Annotated in this window: 21 protein-coding genes; 19 read left to right on the top strand and 2 right to left on the bottom strand. The window is 62.1% G+C overall.

Annotated features, from left to right (window positions below):
* Nucleotides 1-2: 2 nt before the first annotated feature.
* The 16 genes from ABOA88_RS15575 to recX all read left to right on the top strand — a co-directional run bounded on the left by ABOA88_RS15575 (nucleotide 3) and on the right by recX (nucleotide 12,061).
* A complete protein-coding gene (locus ABOA88_RS15575) occupies nucleotides 3-368 on the top strand; it encodes a phage tail assembly chaperone (protein WP_367851423.1) in 366 nt (121 codons plus the stop codon).
* Nucleotides 365-793, top strand: coding sequence for a gp53-like domain-containing protein (locus ABOA88_RS15570; RefSeq protein WP_367851422.1), 429 nt, complete (start codon nucleotides 365-367; stop codon nucleotides 791-793). Before ABOA88_RS15575 ends, ABOA88_RS15570 begins: the two co-directional genes overlap by 4 nt.
* A 74-nt stretch (nucleotides 794-867) precedes the next feature.
* Nucleotides 868-1,239, top strand: coding sequence for a phage tail assembly chaperone (locus ABOA88_RS15565; protein ID WP_367851421.1), 372 nt, complete (start codon nucleotides 868-870; stop codon nucleotides 1,237-1,239).
* An 85-nt stretch (nucleotides 1,240-1,324) separates the two neighbouring features.
* The gene (locus ABOA88_RS15560; protein WP_196167566.1) at nucleotides 1,325-2,491 is read left to right on the top strand and encodes a phage tail sheath subtilisin-like domain-containing protein; all 1,167 of its coding nucleotides are present in this window, start codon (nucleotides 1,325-1,327) and stop codon (nucleotides 2,489-2,491) included.
* A gap of 12 nt (nucleotides 2,492-2,503) precedes the next feature.
* Nucleotides 2,504-3,013 carry a phage major tail tube protein gene (locus tag ABOA88_RS15555; protein ID WP_196167565.1) on the top strand — a complete coding sequence of 170 codons (510 nt, stop codon included), beginning with the start codon at nucleotides 2,504-2,506 and terminating at the stop codon, nucleotides 3,011-3,013.
* Between the two features lie 12 nt (nucleotides 3,014-3,025).
* Entirely contained in the window at nucleotides 3,026-3,328 is a 303-nt protein-coding gene (locus ABOA88_RS15550) for a phage tail assembly protein (protein WP_196167564.1), read from the top strand.
* A gap of 125 nt (nucleotides 3,329-3,453) precedes the next feature.
* Nucleotides 3,454-5,616 carry a hypothetical protein gene (locus ABOA88_RS15545; RefSeq protein WP_367851420.1) on the top strand — a complete coding sequence of 721 codons (2,163 nt, stop codon included), beginning with the start codon at nucleotides 3,454-3,456 and terminating at the stop codon, nucleotides 5,614-5,616.
* Nucleotides 5,617-5,625: 9 nt separating this feature from the next.
* Complete coding sequence (locus tag ABOA88_RS15540; protein ID WP_367851419.1) at nucleotides 5,626-6,471, top strand: phage tail protein; 846 nt, start codon at nucleotides 5,626-5,628, stop codon at nucleotides 6,469-6,471.
* Entirely contained in the window at nucleotides 6,446-6,652 is a 207-nt protein-coding gene (locus ABOA88_RS15535; RefSeq protein ID WP_196167562.1) for a tail protein X, read from the top strand. Before ABOA88_RS15540 ends, ABOA88_RS15535 begins: the two co-directional genes overlap by 26 nt.
* A gap of 57 nt (nucleotides 6,653-6,709) precedes the next feature.
* On the top strand, nucleotides 6,710-7,744 hold the full coding sequence (locus ABOA88_RS15530; protein ID WP_367851418.1) for a phage late control D family protein: 1,035 nt from the start codon (nucleotides 6,710-6,712) through the stop codon (nucleotides 7,742-7,744).
* Between the two features lie 730 nt (nucleotides 7,745-8,474).
* Entirely contained in the window at nucleotides 8,475-8,750 is a 276-nt protein-coding gene (locus ABOA88_RS15525) for a hypothetical protein (RefSeq protein ID WP_196167559.1), read from the top strand.
* A gap of 77 nt (nucleotides 8,751-8,827) precedes the next feature.
* Complete coding sequence (locus ABOA88_RS15520; RefSeq protein WP_196167558.1) at nucleotides 8,828-9,376, top strand: glycoside hydrolase family 19 protein; 549 nt, start codon at nucleotides 8,828-8,830, stop codon at nucleotides 9,374-9,376.
* On the top strand, nucleotides 9,373-9,870 hold the full coding sequence (locus tag ABOA88_RS15515; RefSeq protein WP_230387457.1) for a lysis system i-spanin subunit Rz: 498 nt from the start codon (nucleotides 9,373-9,375) through the stop codon (nucleotides 9,868-9,870). Before ABOA88_RS15520 ends, ABOA88_RS15515 begins: the two co-directional genes overlap by 4 nt.
* 59 nt (nucleotides 9,871-9,929) lie before the next feature.
* Nucleotides 9,930-10,412, top strand: a complete 483-nt coding sequence (locus tag ABOA88_RS15510; RefSeq protein ID WP_196167557.1) for a CinA family protein — start codon at nucleotides 9,930-9,932, stop codon at nucleotides 10,410-10,412.
* A 106-nt stretch (nucleotides 10,413-10,518) separates the two neighbouring features.
* Nucleotides 10,519-11,586, top strand: a complete 1,068-nt coding sequence (recA, locus tag ABOA88_RS15505; RefSeq protein ID WP_043208760.1) for a recombinase RecA — start codon at nucleotides 10,519-10,521, stop codon at nucleotides 11,584-11,586.
* A 7-nt stretch (nucleotides 11,587-11,593) separates the two neighbouring features.
* On the top strand, nucleotides 11,594-12,061 hold the full coding sequence (gene recX / locus ABOA88_RS15500; RefSeq protein ID WP_043208758.1) for a recombination regulator RecX: 468 nt from the start codon (nucleotides 11,594-11,596) through the stop codon (nucleotides 12,059-12,061).
* Nucleotides 12,062-12,088: 27 nt separating this feature from the next.
* On the opposite strand, the gene ABOA88_RS15495 is transcribed toward recX, so the two are convergent.
* Entirely contained in the window at nucleotides 12,089-13,207 is a 1,119-nt protein-coding gene (locus tag ABOA88_RS15495) for an LOG family protein (protein ID WP_196167556.1), read from the bottom strand.
* 383 nt (nucleotides 13,208-13,590) lie between these two features.
* Between ABOA88_RS15495 and ABOA88_RS15490 the strand changes: the two genes are divergently transcribed.
* Nucleotides 13,591-13,797: a hypothetical protein gene (locus ABOA88_RS15490; protein WP_196167555.1), complete on the top strand. Its 207-nt coding sequence runs from the start codon at nucleotides 13,591-13,593 to the stop codon at nucleotides 13,795-13,797.
* Nucleotide 13,798: 1 nt separating this feature from the next.
* Here ABOA88_RS15490 and ABOA88_RS15485 read toward each other — a convergent pair whose 3' ends face one another.
* On the bottom strand, nucleotides 13,799-14,221 hold the full coding sequence (locus tag ABOA88_RS15485; RefSeq protein WP_043208752.1) for a quorum-sensing-regulated virulence factor family protein: 423 nt from the start codon (nucleotides 14,219-14,221) through the stop codon (nucleotides 13,799-13,801).
* A gap of 222 nt (nucleotides 14,222-14,443) precedes the next feature.
* Between ABOA88_RS15485 and ABOA88_RS15480 the strand changes: the two genes are divergently transcribed.
* Together ABOA88_RS15480 and erdR are read left to right on the top strand one after the other, a co-directional pair.
* Nucleotides 14,444-15,154 carry a tRNA-uridine aminocarboxypropyltransferase gene (locus tag ABOA88_RS15480; protein WP_196167554.1) on the top strand — a complete coding sequence of 237 codons (711 nt, stop codon included), beginning with the start codon at nucleotides 14,444-14,446 and terminating at the stop codon, nucleotides 15,152-15,154.
* A gap of 255 nt (nucleotides 15,155-15,409) precedes the next feature.
* Nucleotides 15,410-16,060 (top strand): response regulator transcription factor ErdR, encoded by a 651-nt coding sequence (erdR, locus tag ABOA88_RS15475; protein WP_043208748.1) that lies wholly within the window; start codon nucleotides 15,410-15,412, stop codon nucleotides 16,058-16,060.
* Nucleotides 16,061-16,067 lie beyond the last annotated feature (7 nt).

The raw sequence follows: 16,067 nt of genomic DNA, 5'->3' as shown, positions 1-16,067 counted from the left end.
ACATGCCATTCATTCAACGCAATGCCGCCGGTGCAATCATCGGGCGGTTCGCTAACCGTCAACCAGGTTTCGCGGAAGAGTTTCTGAGCGATGACAGCCAAGAGCTTGTGACTGTCGAGCTCGCTCAGCGGGTAGCAGATGAGCGCGCCTGGCGCGATGGCCAGCTTGACGGTCTGGTCTGGTTGCGTGATCGCCATCGCGATCAGCTGGAAATCGGCGTGACTACCACGCTGACGCCCGAGCAGTTCAGCGAGCTGCTGGTGTTCATGCAGGCGCTGCGCGACTGGCCTCAGTCCGAAGCTTTCCCCGACACGTCGGCGCGCCCTGTGGCGCCGGCATTCCTTGAGCAAGTGAGGGTGGAACAATGAGCCGTGCAGATAACTTTGCGGTCAACGACAAGGCCGTGCAGGACTTCGTGCTGGGCGGCGAAATCACTGACGCGGAAATCACTGCCGGTGCTGCGCAGGGACGCAAGTGGTTCAGCTTGCGCCGCTTGCGCTTGGGGTTTGCCTGTAGCCTGACAACTAACGGTTATATCGCCCTCCCGGTCTGGCTGGGTGGTTTCATTTTGCAGTGGGGTTTCAGCTCTAATAGTGCGGCGGAAAGGGGGGTAACGTTCCCGCTTGAGTTCCCCAATGCCTGTTTGTCGGGTTTCGCTTCGTTGGGGCGTGACCCTGGAGCGCCCAATGCTGAATCGGCTGCCGCTTACTCACTCACAAAAACGGGCATGACGCTGTTCATTCGCGATGATGGTGTTACGCCCGTTGGTTACTGGCTCGCCATCGGCAATTGAAGGGGGGCGAAATGGCACGTTTTTATAGTCAATCTACAGGCTGCACGTACTTACCGCAGATCCATGGCAAGAACATGCCGCCAGACGTTGTGGAGATCAGCGAGGCGGTGTTTCTGGCGGTGATCGCCAATCCAGCGCCCGGAAAAATCCGCTCCCATGATGCTGCCGGCCTGCCCGTGCTGATCGATCCGCCGCCGGCAACGGCTGACCAGTTGGCCGAACTGGAGCGTCAATGGCGTGACGGCGAGCTGGCGGCTGTCACCTGGCTGCGCGACCGGCACCGCGACCAACTGGACGTGGGGGCCGTAACCACGCTCTCGCCGGAGCAGTTCAACGAGCTGTTGCAGTACCTGCAGGCGCTGCGCGATTGGCCCCAGTCGCAGGCATTCCCCGACATTGAGCAGCGCCCCGTGGCGCCGCCCTGGATCGCCGAACAAACCCTATGACGCCCCGCACCGACGGGGCGTTTTCTTTTCTGCTGTAACCCTCTTGGCCCCGCACCGCGGGGCCTTTGCATATCTGGAGAACTAAATGACTGGATTCTTCCACGGCGTCACCGTGACCAACGTCGACACCGGCGCACGTAGCATCGCGCTGCCGTCGTCTTCGATCATCGGCTTGGTCGACACTTTCACTGAGGGCCCGGGCGTCACCGCCAAGGCCAACGACCTGGTACTGATCACCAGCGAGCGCGAAGCGGTCGCAGCGTTCGGCAAGGACGCGGCGATCACCAAGGCCTGCCGCGCCATCTATACCCGCGCCAAGGCGGTCATCGTCGCCTGCGGCGTAGCCAAGGTGGCTGCGCCAGCCGAGCAGACGGCGGCCATCATCGGCTCGGTCGAGGCCGATGGCACGCGCACTGGCCTGCAGGCGCTGCTCGACGGCAAGAGCCGTTTCAACGCCCAACCACGCCTGCTGGTGGCGCCCAAGCACAGTGCCACCGATGCAGTCGGCACGGCCCTGGTGGCACTGGCCGACAAGCTGCGCGCCATTGCCATCATCGACGGCCCCAATACCACTGACGAGGCGGCCATCGCCTACGCCGGCAACTTCGGCGCCAAGCGCGCCTTCATGGTCGACCCGGGCGTGCGCTACTGGGACAACGACAGCGAAGCCACCGTCGACGCGCCGGGCTCGGCCTGGGTCGCCGGCCTGTTCGCCTGGACCGACAACGAATACGGCTTCTGGGCCTCGCCTTCGAACAAGGAATTCGTCGGCATCACCGGCACCGGCCGCCCGGTGGAGTTCCTCGATGGCGACGACAGCTGCCGCGCCAACCTGCTGAACAACGCCAACGTCGCCACCATCATCCGCGACGACGGCTTCCGTCTGTGGGGCAACCGTACGCTGTCGAGTGACCCGAAATGGGCCTTCGTCACCCGCGTGCGGACCATGGACATCGTCATGGACGCGATTCTCTACGGCCACAAATGGGCCGTCGATCGCGCTATCACCGCCACCTACGTCAAGGATGTCACCGAGGGCCTGCAGGCCTTCATGCGCGACCTGAAGAACCAGGGCGCAATCATCAATTTCGAGGTCTACGCCGACCCCGAGCTGAACACCGCCAGCCAGCTGGAGCAGGGCAAGGTGTACTGGAACATCCGCTTCACCGACGTCCCGCCCGCCGAAAACCCCAACTTCCGCGTCGAAGTCACCAACCAGTGGCTGACCGAAGTCCTCGATTCCGCTGCTTAAGGAGCGCATTACATGGCAATGATTCCCGAAACCCTGGCCAACCTGAACCTGTTCGTCGATGGCGTTAGCTTCCAGGGCGATGTTCCCAGCCTGACCCTGCCCAAGCTCACCCTGAAAATGGAGGAGCACCGCCCAGGCGGCATGGACATGCCGGTCGAGATGGACCTGGGCATGGAGAAACTCGAAGCGGCCTTCAGCACCACTGGCGTGCGCCGCGAGTCGCTGAAGTTCTTCGGCCTGGCCGATGCCAGCGCCTTCAACGGCACTTTCCGCGGGGCCTTCAAGGGCCTGAAGGGCAAAATCACTCCGGTGGTCGTCACCCTGCGTGGCGCGCTCAAGGAGGTCGAGATGGGCGATTGGAGGTCCGCTGATAAAGCCGAGATCAAGCACAGCGTCGCTGTGACCTTCTACAAGCTCGAAGTCGATGGCCGCCAGGTCTACGAGATCGACGCCCTGGGCATGAAGCGTGTGATCGACGGTGTCGATCAATTGGCCGCCCAGCGCGCGGCCCTTGGCTTGTAAGGAGGCCTGACGATGGCTCAAGCGAAAAAGCTTCCGCAATGGCTGACCCTCAGTGCCGACCGCGTGACCGTTCGGCTTTCGCGCCCCAGCGAGGCCAACGGCGTGCAGGTCGACAGCCTGTCGCTGCGCGCCCCGACGGTGCGCGACATCCGCAACGCCCAGGCCGGCGGCGCCAATGACGACGAGCAGCGCGAACTGAACCTGTTCGCCTCCCTCGCCGAAGTCGGCGTCAAGGATCTGGAAGGCCTGGCCCTGAAGGACTACAGCCGCCTGCAGAATGGCTACTTTCGCCTGGTGCAGGACGACGAGCTTTGACCCTGCCCGGCAGAAGGCCGCCGCCCGGCGGCTGGCCAAGGAGCTGAACTTTTCCGCGAGCGAAATCATGACCATGTCGTACAGCGACATGGTCTGGTGGCTGGCGGATTGATCAGGAGGAACCTATGGAGAACACATCGGTGCTCACCGTTGGCGTCACCAGCGATCGGGCACTGGGCAATACCTTCAATACGTTACGTGCTCAATTCGAACGCTTGCGCATGCCGTTCGAAGGCGTGCAAGTCGAGCGGTATATCAGCGAGATCAACCGTCTGGCCTCGGCGGTCGACACGGCAGCCCAGGCCCAGCGACGGCTGGCCAGTGATCAGACGTGGGCCTTCAAGGCGCAGATCGAGCGGGTGCGGCGTTTGACCGATGAGATCGAGCGCCAGCCTGCCCTCTCGCTGGAGCAGCGTAAGACAGTCGTGCCCGTGGGTGTGAGTCTTGCGCAGCGGCCTACGCAGAACGATCCGCTCGCGGCGCGCAGCGCGGAACAAGGCTTCGTCCCGCTGGAGTCGGCGAACGGGGGGCTGGCTGTACTGAAGGCCGGAGTGATCGGCACTGCCGCCATCGGCGGTAGTGTTGCCGCTGCCGCGCTTGGGCGTGCTGCTCACCGGATGTATCAGCGCCAATCACCTAAAAGGCGCCGCGAGATCACCCGTGGTGTTCGGCAGAGTGCTGGCAAGGCTGGCGCCAAGCTGGCCAGCAAACTTGGACTGGCGACATTGGAGGACAGTGACCGGGACCAGGCCGAAGCGGTGGGGGCGGCCCTCGGTGGCGCGCTCGGAAACATGGGCGCGGAACTTTTGGGCGGCCTGACCAAGAACAAGCAGATCCAGAAGCATGGCGGCGAGATTGGTGAACTGATAGGCGAGGGAGTTGGCGGCTTTATCGGCAAGGCCTTCCATGGCTGGTTTTCCGACACGGCGGGCGCCAACGATGTACCTGACGACAGCGCAGTGCAGGCGGCGCCGGCCCTATCACAGGAACCCCCGGTGGAAGGTATCAACGGGGGATTGGTCGCAGGTGGTGCCCTCGTCGGTGCCGCAGCGGTCGCGATGGTCGGACGCAAGGCCCATAAAGCGTACTCGCGCCTGCCGCGTAAGCGGCGCAATAGACTCACTGGCGGTCTGCGGGAGAGTGCTGGCAAAGCTGGCGCCAAGCTGATCGGCAATTTGGGCTTGGCCCTGCTTGAGGACAGCGGCGAAGACCAGGCCGCAGCAGTCGGGGCTGCGCTTGGCGGTGCGATGGGGAACCTCGGCGCGGAGCTGTTGGGAGGCCTGACCAAGAACAAGCGGATCCAGCAGTACGGTGGCGAGATCGGCGAATTGATCGGTGAAGGCGTCGGCGGCTTCATCGGCAAGACGGTCCATGGGGCGTTCTCCGGCACGCCTGCTGCCAACGATCCGTCCGCCACAACAACCCCCGGTAGTGCCATAGGCCGTTCAGCCTCGGGCAATGCACACCAAGTCGTTGATGAATGGGCGTCGGATGAAAACGGGGAGCAAGTGGAGGAGGAAGAAGAGGAAGAAGAGGAAGAAGAGGAGGAAGAGGAGGAAGAGGAGGAGGTTGATGAAGCAGCGCACGAGCCTGCTTCCGCCGCCGCCATGCAAAGGGCTTCGCAGAATCCCGCCTTGGCCCTTGGCAGCACCGCTTTCACCAGTCTTGCAGGCAAGGCTGGGCGTGGCACTGCCGGCGCTTCCTTGGCCCGACGGGCGTTCAGACGGATACCGGGCGTTGCATTGCTCGACACCGGCCTGCAGCTTGCCGAAACCTTCAACAGCGATGCCACCCAAGAGCAGAAGCTCGAAGGCTATGGCTCCGCTGTTGGTGGTCTGGGCGGTGGCCTTGCCGGTGCAGCCGCCGGTGCGGCTATCGGTTCGGTAGTGCCGGTGATCGGGACCGCGATCGGCGGCTTGATCGGTGGCGTGCTGGGCAGCATGGGTGGAGAGGGCATCGGTGGCTGGCTGGGCAGGACGCTGGCCTCGAACAAGGACGAAGCGGCTGGCAAACCTGCTGTGAGCGAAGCGGCGCGGGTGCTGGATGCTTCCTCCGCGCTCCCAACGTTGGCCGCATCACCCGCTGAGTTGCCAACGCAATCGACTCCTCCTACCCCCATCAACCAACAATTCACCTTCACGTCCAACATACCGGTCACCTTCAACAACAGCCTGGACGATCCCTCGGTCCGCCAGCAACTGGAGATGATCGCCCGGCGTCAGCTGGAAGAGCTGATGCGCCAAGCTCGCCCGGCGCAATTGACGGACCCCCCACATATCGTACTTTGAGGACTATCCATGACCTATCTGGAGCAGCTGCAAGCCACGCTGCACGCCCTGGTCAAGGCGGGAGAGGCAGGGCGTCGGCGTGCCGATGCCATGCTCGATCCGATGGACGAGGCGATCGACCATATCAAGGCCGCCGTTACTGATCTGGAGGGGTTGCCGATGGTCGGCCCGGTCATCGGTGCCAAACTCCAGCGCACCCTGGGCGCGATCAACCGGGCCCAGGACCGTGTGGCCAAAGTGGTGGCCAAGTATGACCAGACAGTGGCGGTGGTGCGGCAGGTGCGTGATCGCATCGACAGCTTTGCCGGCCATGCGGCCAAGGTCGGCGCGGCAATCCGTCGGGTTGTCGGTGCGGTAAGCACGACGGTGGAGGGGGGCCTGTCGACCCTAGGCTTCGCGCCCGAGTCGACACCCGCCGCCGAAGCAGTCAAGCCATTCCCCCACCTGCTGGTGTTGCAGCCTTTGAAGCCAGGCGCTGCGCCTTACTACTTCAACCTCGACACTGCCGCCTTCGATCAATTGCGTCGTCAGACGCGCTATCGCTGGGTCGGGCAAGAGCGCTTGAGCCGCGACAACGCGCAGCAAGCCGTCAGCCTGGGCGAGGAGAACATCTACATCCGCGGGGCCATCTACCCCGGCTTCAAGGGCGGTATCGGCCAGTTGCAGGCGCTGCGCAGCATTGGCCGTCAGATGTTGCCCCTGTCTTTGACCACCGGCTACGGCGAGGTGCTCGGCACCTGGTGCCTGACCCGTATAGAAGAGGAGCAGAGTCAACTGCTGGCAGGCGGCATTCCGCGCAAACAAGGTTTTTCACTGGAGTTCGTGAGCTATGGCCAAGACCTGCGCAACCTCTGAGGGCGATCTGCTCGACACCCTCTGCCAGCACTACTACGGGCAACTCGTGGGCACCGTCGAGGCGGTGCTGGATGCCAATCAAGGGCTGGCGGATGAGCCTCAGCCATTTCGCGCAGGCGTGAGGATTCGTTTGCCGGAGCTGCCCGTGGTGGGGAGCGACACCCTGCAACTGTGGGACTGATGCGCGGTCGGTTCCGACCGGACCGTGCAGCGGTTCTTTTCAAAGGAGCCTGAGATCATGCAACCGCAATTTCGCATTACTGCCGACGGGCGCGACATTACCCTCCTGATCAACGACCGCTTGCTATCACTGCGCACCACGGACAAGCCTGGCCTGGAATCGGATGAGTTCGAACTGCGCATCGATGCCCGTGACGGCGCGGTCGCACTGCCGCCCCGGGGCGCCGTGCTCGAGGTGCACCTGGGCTATGCCGGACAGGCACTGAACCTGCTGGGGCGCTACACCGTCGATGAGGTCGAACTGGCCGGCCCGCCGGACACCCTGGTGATCCGGGGCAAGGCTAGCGACCTGCGTGGCAGCGGCAAGACCATACGCAGCGGCAGTTGGGAGCAGGTCACCCTGCAGCGCATCGTTGCCGACATCGGCGCGCGCAATGGCTGGCAGGCCGTGTGCCCGGTGACGGTCCAGGTGCCGCGGGTCGACCAGTACAGCGAGTCCGATTTCAATTTCATCACCCGCCTGGCACGGCTGCACGACTGCACCGCCAAGCTTGCCAATGGCCAACTGCTGGTGCTGCCGCGCCAGGGAGGGCAGAGCGCCAGCGGCAAGACCCTCGGGGTGGTGAGCATTGCCCGTGTCGATGTCAGCCAGTGGCAGTTTCGCCTGGGTGATAAAACCACGCACAAAGCGGTACGCGCCCGGCACCAGGATTCCGCGAGCGGTGAACTCAAGATGGTCGAGCTCGCCAATGCCGACGCGCCGGACGGGCTGCAGCCGGTGTACACCGACCGCCATCTCTACCCCAACCGTGCCGCTGCCGAACAAGCGGCCAAGGCCCGCCTGGCCAGCTTCAATCGCGACACCGCCAGCGTGCGCCTGGACATGCCGGGGCGTACCGACCTCTTCGCCGAGCGACGTATCAATCTGCAAGGGTTTCTTCCTGGCCTGGACGGGGACTATCTGGTCGAATCGGTCGAGCAGGTGTTCACCACGTCGGGCTGGCGTACCACCGTGCAATGCAATGGCGGTAATGGGGGAAAGGCAAAAGCAAAAGGGAATGTCCCCAAGCGTAGCGGCCTGATGAAGCAGTAATGGAGAGGGCAGCTGTGCAGATTTCCGGGTGCCTGTGGCGTTCAGCGCTCCCTAAAGTCGTCCTTCAACCCTGAGGACGACAGAGGAGTGCCGAGCGATGTCTGGAGCAATCACCTGCCGAGATATATGTGTCATAGACAATGGAATCACCGCCCAAGAGCACTCGAAACTGCTGGAGTTATTGAGTGGCGCTGTATGGCGATATGGCTGGCCCTATCCGTACTCACCATTGGAGCGTCCTTGTTGGCACAGCTTTATTGCAGGGACGCGTAGAGGCGAACTAGAGGACTGTGAACAAGCACTGCGTGATCGGCCGGAATGGGCATTTCTCGCGGACTGCTGGGCGCGCATAAAGGCCGTTCATATGCCTGAAGCGATCTTGCTCGGCGTTTACGCAAATGGACAAACCAGCGCTCAGGACGGCCCCATACACCGGGACAATACACCTGACGAACCGGGACGCACCGTGATGTTGTTCTGCAGTGAACACTGGGCGACGTGCTGGGGCGGTGAGTTGATGTTCTATGCAGACGACAAGGAAACGATCCTCACAGCTGTTCAGGCTGCGCTCTACTACTCGCAGCTGCGAGTGTATGCACCGGTCGATATAAGTAGGCTTGTGACCTAAGAGGGGCGTGTTAACGGCCATGCCTCATCTTGGGAGCATGATCCGGCTATCGTAAAACTGGGGATCACTTTCAGGTTGAACGGGGCACGACACGTCAAGGCAGTGTATGTCAACCAGGCGATCTACCAGCAGGCAGGCTTACGGATTGGTTCTAAGGTACTTCTGACCGTGGAAGCCGGCGAGCCAGATACTGTAATGCGTGAACTGGCGACTCAAGAAGGGCTGGTTGTTTTCGATGATGATTTCAATCGACAAATAATCGAGTGGAACAATGAGTCGATCTGGCGAAATGTCGTGCTTTTAGCGCTTGTATCTTTTGCGCCATTTTTCGTGGCACTTCGAATCGCCTGGAAACACCGTCGGGCACTTTTTAAATAATGTCGATCGGCTCGATAAAGCCCGGATTCGCACCGGGCTTTTTTGTGTCCGAATCCTGCGTGATCAAGGAGATATTCATGCTTACGGAAGACCAACTACTCGCGATCTTCCCCAATGCCCGCCCTGTCGCGGAGGTGTTTTTGCCAGCCCTGAACACCACCCTGCCGCGCTGGGAAATCGACAATCCCAAACGCGTCGCAGCGTTCCTCGCCCAGGTTGGCCATGAGTCCGGTCAACTGCGCTACCTCAAGGAACTGGGCAATGATCGTTACCTCTCGCGTTATGACACAGGGAGCCTGGCTTTGCGGTTGGGTAACACCCCCGAGGCCGACGGTGATGGCCAACGCTATCGTGGCCGTGGCCTGATCCAGGTGACCGGTCGCAACAACTATCAAGCCTGCAGTCGGGCGCTGTTTGGTGATGAACGCCTGCTGGCGCAGCCGCAGATGCTCGAGCAGCCCCGCTGGGCCTGTGAATCGGCGGCGTGGTTCTGGCATTCACGCGGGCTCAATGCGCTGGCGGATCGGGGGGAGTTCAATCGCATCACCCGTCACATCAATGGGGGGCTCAATGGGTTGGAAGATCGTCTGGCCTTGTGGGCACGGGCGCGGGAGGTGCTGTGTTGAGCCGCCTGTGGCTGGGGCTGTGTCTGGTGCTCATGCTGTTGTCTTCGGCATTGACCTGGCAAGTCCAGGCCTGGCGCTACGGCCGGCTGCTCGCGCAGCAGGCAGAGGCTCAAGCCCATGAGGCCCAGGCGCGTGCAGAGGAGGCGGCGCGAGCGCTGCTCGCCGAGCGCGAGGGACGCCAGCAACTCGAACAACGCCTGCAAGGCAGTGAAACACGACATTTCCAGGAGCTCGCCCATGCCCAACAGACTCAAGCTCGCCTGCGTGACCGCCTCGCTACTGCTGACCTGCGGTTGTCAGTCCTGGTCGAACAGGGCGCCAACTGCCCCGCAGTGCCTGCCCCCTCCGGCGCCAGCGGCGTGGATCATGGCCCCGTACGCGCCCGACTTGACCCAGCGGATGCTCGACGCATTATCGCCATCACCGACACCGGAGACCGGGGACTGATCGCCCTGCGCGCCTGCCAGGATTACATTCGGGCATTGGCGCGCTGAACGCTTGCCTGGCCAAGCAAGGGTGGTAGGGTAGAGCGCAGTTTTCAAGGAGCCCAGCCATGGACCCGATCACCGTTCTTTCTACCCGTCTTGGAGAGCACCTGCGGCGGCTCAATGCACAGGTGAGCACCGCCGAGTCCTGCACCGGCGGTGGCATCGCCGAAGCCATCACCCGCATTCCCGGCAGCTCGGCCTGGTTCGAGGCGGGTTACGTGACTTATTCCAACACTCAGAAGACCCGCCAGCTGGGTGTCCCCGAAATGTTGTTCGACCAGGTGGGCGCGGTGAGCCAGGAAGTGGTCGAGGCCATGGTCCGTGGCGCCCAGGCTGCCAGCGGGGCGCGTTTTGCCGTGGCGGTCAGTGGTGTGGCCGGGCCCGATGGCGGTTCGCCGGCCAAACCGGTGGGTACCGTGTGGCTGGCATGGGCCGATGGTAACCATGTGATCAGCGAGCGACAGCACTTCGACGGTGACCGTGAAGCGGTGCGCCGACAGACGGTGATCGCCGCGTTAGACGGCTTGTTACAGCTTGGTGCGGAGTAAATCACCCGGCGGGGGTTTGCCAAAGCGAATCCCTGTGGAATAATACTGGCTACTTATACAGTTATTCCCGGCCGCAGGGCCGCCCGTCGAACACGTGAGGATTTCAATGGACGACAACAAAAAGCGCGCCTTGGCTGCGGCCCTGGGTCAGATCGAACGCCAATTCGGCAAAGGCGCGGTCATGCGCATGGGCGACCACGAGCGTCAGGCCATCCCGGCCATCTCCACCGGCTCCCTGGGCCTGGACATCGCCCTTGGCATCGGCGGCTTGCCTAAAGGCCGTATCGTTGAAATCTACGGTCCGGAATCCTCGGGTAAGACCACGCTGACCCTGTCGGTTATCGCCGAAGCCCAGAAAAACGGCGCCACCTGCGCCTTCGTCGATGCCGAGCACGCCCTCGATCCCGAGTACGCCGGCAAGCTGGGCGTCAACGTCGACGACCTGCTGGTTTCCCAGCCAGACACCGGCGAGCAAGCCCTGGAAATCACCGACATGCTGGTGCGTTCCAACGCCGTTGACGTGATCATCGTCGACTCTGTGGCCGCGCTGGTACCGAAGGCCGAAATCGAAGGCGAAATGGGCGATATGCACGTGGGCCTGCAGGCTCGCCTGATGTCCCAAGCGCTGCGCAAGATCACCGGTAACATCAAGAACGCCAACTGCCTGGTCATCTTCATCAACCAGATCCGTATGAAGATCGGCGTGATGTTCGGTAGCCCGGAAACCACCACCGGTGGTAACGCACTGAAGTTCTACGCCTCCGTGCGCCTGGACATCCGTCGTACCGGCGCAGTCAAGGAAGGCGACGAGGTGGTGGGTAGCGAGACCCGCGTCAAGATCGTCAAGAACAAGGTCTCGCCGCCATTCCGTCAGGCCGAGTTCCAGATCCTCTATGGCAAGGGTATCTACCGCAACGGTGAGATCATTGACCTGGGTGTATCCCAAGGCCTGGTGGAAAAATCCGGTGCCTGGTACAGCTACCAAGGCAACAAGATCGGTCAGGGTAAGGCCAACGCTGCCAAGTTCCTGCAAGACAACCCAGCTGTAGGCGCTGAGATCGAGAAACAGATCCGCGAAAAACTGCTCAACGCAGGTGCCGTTGCCGCTGCTGGCAAGGCCGCCGCTGCTGAGGCTGATGCCGACGACATGGCTGACGCCGACGCCGGTTATTGATTGGCCCATGTCTGTCGTACTCGACAACCCCGTCGCCGTTCGGCGGACAGCCATGGACCTGCTCGCACGTCGCGAGCATGGTCGTGTCGAGCTGACACGCAAGCTGCGTCAGCGCGGCGCACCGGATGAGCTGATCGAGCCTGCGCTCGATCGGCTTGCCGAAGAGGGGCTCCTCAGTGAGGCACGCTACCTCGAAAGCTTCATTTCCTATCGTTCCAATGCCGGCTACGGCCCAGCGCGTATTCGCGAAGAGCTGGGGCAGCGCGGCCTGAACCGTGGTGACATCGACCAAGCTCTGCGTGAAAGCGGAGTGGACTGGGCGGCCCGGCTGCAGGAAGTCTGGCAACGCAAGTTCGCCGGGCAACGTCCCCATGATCCCCGAAGCCGTGCCCAGCAGACCCGATTTCTTGCCTACCGTGGATTCCCCATGGAGCTGATCGGCCGCCTGCTCAGCGGCCGCAATCTCGACGACTGAATCTTCAGTTTCCCGCTGTCCCTGTATTCAATCGACCTTCAAGGCTTCCCTTGCTCGCTGTGTGGTGTGCATAGGCTGGGGCTTGGCCCAGTTTTCCGGCAGATTGATGAAGTCCACCAGCTCGCGCAGGCGCCCCTGATCACGGCCGTTGAAGGCAAAGGTCAATCGGGTCAGGTGGTTGAAATTGCCTATCTCATGCTCAAGGCCGCTATCTGGCTGTTGATGGTACTTGCCGCTCAGGCGCAGATCGGCGAACCCTTCCTGAATGTCGTAGAGCGCTGCATCGCTCAAGGGATGATGCATGCGGATCACGAATTGATTCTTCAGCCAGCGACTGGAGTGGTAGTTGCTGTAGAACTGGTTGATCTCCTCCACCGCTTCGTCGGCGCTGTGGACTAGGCGCACCAGCTTCATGTCGCTGGGCAGAATGTAGCGGTTCTCCTCCAGTTGCTTGCTGATAAACGCCAGCGCGTCGCGCCAGAAGGTCCCGCCTGGTGAATCCAGCAGTACCACGGGCACCAGCGGGCTTTTGCCTGTCTGGATCAAGGTGAGTACCTCAAGAGCTTCATCCAGAGTGCCGAACCCACCTGGGCAGAGCACCAGGGCATCGGCTTCCTTGACGAAGAACAGTTTGCGAATGAAGAAGAAATGGAAGGGGAGTAACTGGTCAGTGCCATCCACTGTGGCATTGGCATGTTGCTCGAAAGGCAGGGTGATGTTGAATCCCAGGCTGTGTCCGGTACCAGCGCCTTCATGGGCTGCGGCCATGATGCCTCCGCCGGCACCGGTGATGACCATCAGGTCGGAGCGCGCCAGGGTGGCGCCCAGTTCTCGGGCAAGTGCATACATTGGGTGTTCCAGTGGTGTACGCGCCGAGCCGAATACGGTGACTTTGCGCCGTCCCTTGTAGCGTTCCAGGGTGCGGAAGGAATGGTCGAGTTCGCGCAGGGCTTGCAGTGTGATCTTGGCGTTCCAGCGGTTGGTGTCGTCATGGGCCATGCGCAGGATGGTCAGCATCATGTCGCGGTACAGCGGCAGATTGGGGCTGTTGGGCGCGACCAGTTGCAGTTGTTCATCAATCTTGTTCAGGTCGATGCCGTTGTCCCTGAAATGATTGAACAAGAGTTCGTTCGGTTGGTAAGGCATTCAACGTCTCCTTCTGCAGCAGAACCTCTGACCGAGTCGATGGGGTATCCCGGCCGCGACACTGCGTGTGTCGCTGGCTGCCGTTGCTCGAGTATGCAACCCGAGCATTGCAGTGGGCCTTCAAGGCCATGATGCAGTGACAAATGTCCATCACATTGTTGTTATCGCAGAGCAAGAGCGCCGTGCCTGGGCAGTTTCCTTGGGTTGCCGGAAAGGCGCGGGGTATTTGCTATCAATCTAGACCCAAGCGTTAGATCGTGCCGATTGAGGTCAGTGCGATATCCGACAACAGCGCAGTTTTTTCCCGCTCGTCGGGTGGGGACCAGCTGTAACGCGGCTCTGGTTAACTGGAAACGCAACGTCTCGATGCCGGAGGTCGCGGTATGCATCGGTTGATCATCGAGGTGGACAGGCAGCTGTATCTGCTGCTGGAGCGTGCTGCCCAGGCCCACCACGTGAGCCTGGAAGCCGAATGCCTGCGCAGGTTGGAAGTCGGAGAGCGGCACTCGCGCTATCTCCAGGCCCTGCTGGCGGAGTTGCGCGCCGATGAAGAACAGCGGCGCGCCAGTGACAACGACAGGGTTGCCTGAGTTACTTCTTCTTGTTACCCGCCACACAGCTGGAGGCGTCGAAGGCTTGGTCCATGATCGGCTGGTTGGTCTTGTAGACCGAGAACCGATAGACCAGGACCGCGCCCTTGGACATCAGCTGACGATAGCCGTTGTTGCGGCACACGCTGTCGCCCAGCTGGCTGCGAACCTGTTCCGGGTTGGCGCGCATCCGCTCGGCGTGGCTCTCGCGTACGCTCAGGTGGTTGACCAACGCACGGCCCTTCTCGACGGTGTAACCTTGGTCGAGGATATCTTCGTTGATGGCACGCGGGGTGCCGACGCTGCTTTCCTTGGCGACCTTCTGCAGCATCTGGTTCAGCTCGTATTCCTGCTTGGAGGCCGCCTGGGCCGCCAGTGGCAGGGCGAGCAGCAGGCTCAAGGTCGGGATGGTAAGACGCAGCATGAATCTCTCCTGGTTCGATGACTGGCACTTTGACCTGCGCCAGCGAGCGGCGTTCCATGAAACCACCCGCCTGTGGGATATCCCAGGTCGCCAAAAGCGCGATTATAAAGGAGGCGTCCGCCCACCTGCACGGCAAATGACAAAGCCTCTGGTAGACTGGCGGCTTGTTTCCCGCCGAGTTGCAACCGTGCCTGTTTCCTTCCTTCTGCTAGGCGTGCAGCCATGAGCCACGCCGTAGCACGCCTGCGCGCCGAGCGCCTGGCCCGCAGCAACAAGCCCTTTATCGCCCGTGGTTCGCGCGCAGTGCGTTGTCCGGATTGCCGCGTGATCGCCAGCCACTGCCTGTGTGCCTTGAAGCCCAAGGTCAGCGCCAATGCCGGCGTGTGCCTGGTGATGCATGACACCGAGCCACTCAAGCCGACCAATACTGGCTGGCTGATCGCTGATCTGATAGAGGACACCTCGGCTTTTGGCTGGCTTCGTACCGACGTCGACCCACGCCTGCTCGCCTTGCTCGACGACCCCGAATGGCAGCCCTACATTGTCTTCCCCGGCGAGTTCGTCGCGCCAGAGCGGGTTGTCAGCGAGGTGGTGCGCGAGCCGGGCAAGCGCCCGCTGTTCATCCTGCTCGACGCCACTTGGACCGAAGCCCGCAAGATGTTCCGCAAGAGTCCCTACCTGGATCGCTTCCCGGTCCTGAGCCTGCAGGCCGAGCAGATGTCGCGCTACAAGTTGCGCCGTTCGAAGCGTGATGACCACTTCTGTACCGCCGAGGTCGCGGCCATGTGCCTGGAACTGGCCGGTGACCAACGTGCCAGCGAGGCGCTGGACGCCTACCTGGATGTGTTCAGCCTGCATTACTTGAGTGCCAAGCGGCACTTGCCGCTGGATCTGGAAGACGACGCGCATCGGCGTTTGCATACCTTCCTATAGTCCAAGGGGCAGGCGCGACGGATTGGTTCATAATGACCAGGCTGGCAGCCAGGGAGGCGGGGACGACCGGGCAATTGGCTTGACCACCCGGACCGTGCTCGGCATTCTTGGCGCCGATTCGGGCACGACGAAGATGCTGTTATCCCGGACTTCGCCGTGCCATTGCGGCCGGCGGCCTTGCCGTTTGCGCCTTGAGTTGCTCGCCAGGCGTTCCTCCACCCTTCGCGCCTGGCACAGAACAGGATCCATAGATCGATGGCCACATACGAAATCCTGATTGCCGATGACCACCCACTGTTTCGCAGCGCCCTGCGTCAGGCCGTTACCCTCGGCCTGGGGCCGGATGTACGTCTGGTCGAGGTGGCGAGCATCGCCGAGCTGGAAACCCGCCTGTCCGAGAAGGCCGACTGGGATCTGGTCCTGTTGGACCTGAACATGCCCGGCGCCTATGGTTTCTCCGGCCTGGTCCTGCTGCGTGGGCAGTACCCGCAGATTCCGGTGGTCATGGTCTCGGCGCAGGAAGAGGCGGCCGTGGTGGTCAAGTCCCGCGAGTTCGGTGCCAGCGGTTTCATCCCCAAGTCGAGCAACCTGGACGTCATCCAGGATGCAGTGCAGAAAGTGCTCGATGGCGACGTCTGGTGGCCGCCACAGGCGTTCGAGAAGGTCGATGTCTCGGCCGAGGCCAAGGCCGCGAGCGAAGGTCTGGCCAGCCTGACGCCGCAGCAGTTCCGGGTGCTGACCATGGTCTGCGAAGGTTTGCTGAACAAGCAGATCGCTTATGAGTTGAGCGTGTCGGAGGCGACCATCAAGGCCCACGTGACCGCAATCTTCCGCAAACTGGGGGTGCGTACCCGCACTCAGGCAGCGTTGCTGCTGCAACAACTCGAATCGGTTTCGGCTAACTAAGTTCCCG

Origin of the sequence: Pseudomonas sp. PKS (assembly GCF_051913525.1) — a bacterium.
Taxonomy (GTDB): domain Bacteria; phylum Pseudomonadota; class Gammaproteobacteria; order Pseudomonadales; family Pseudomonadaceae; genus Aquipseudomonas; species Aquipseudomonas guariconensis_D.
Note: the sequence above shows the minus strand (reverse complement) of the source record. Positions and strands in the feature narration are given on the sequence as shown.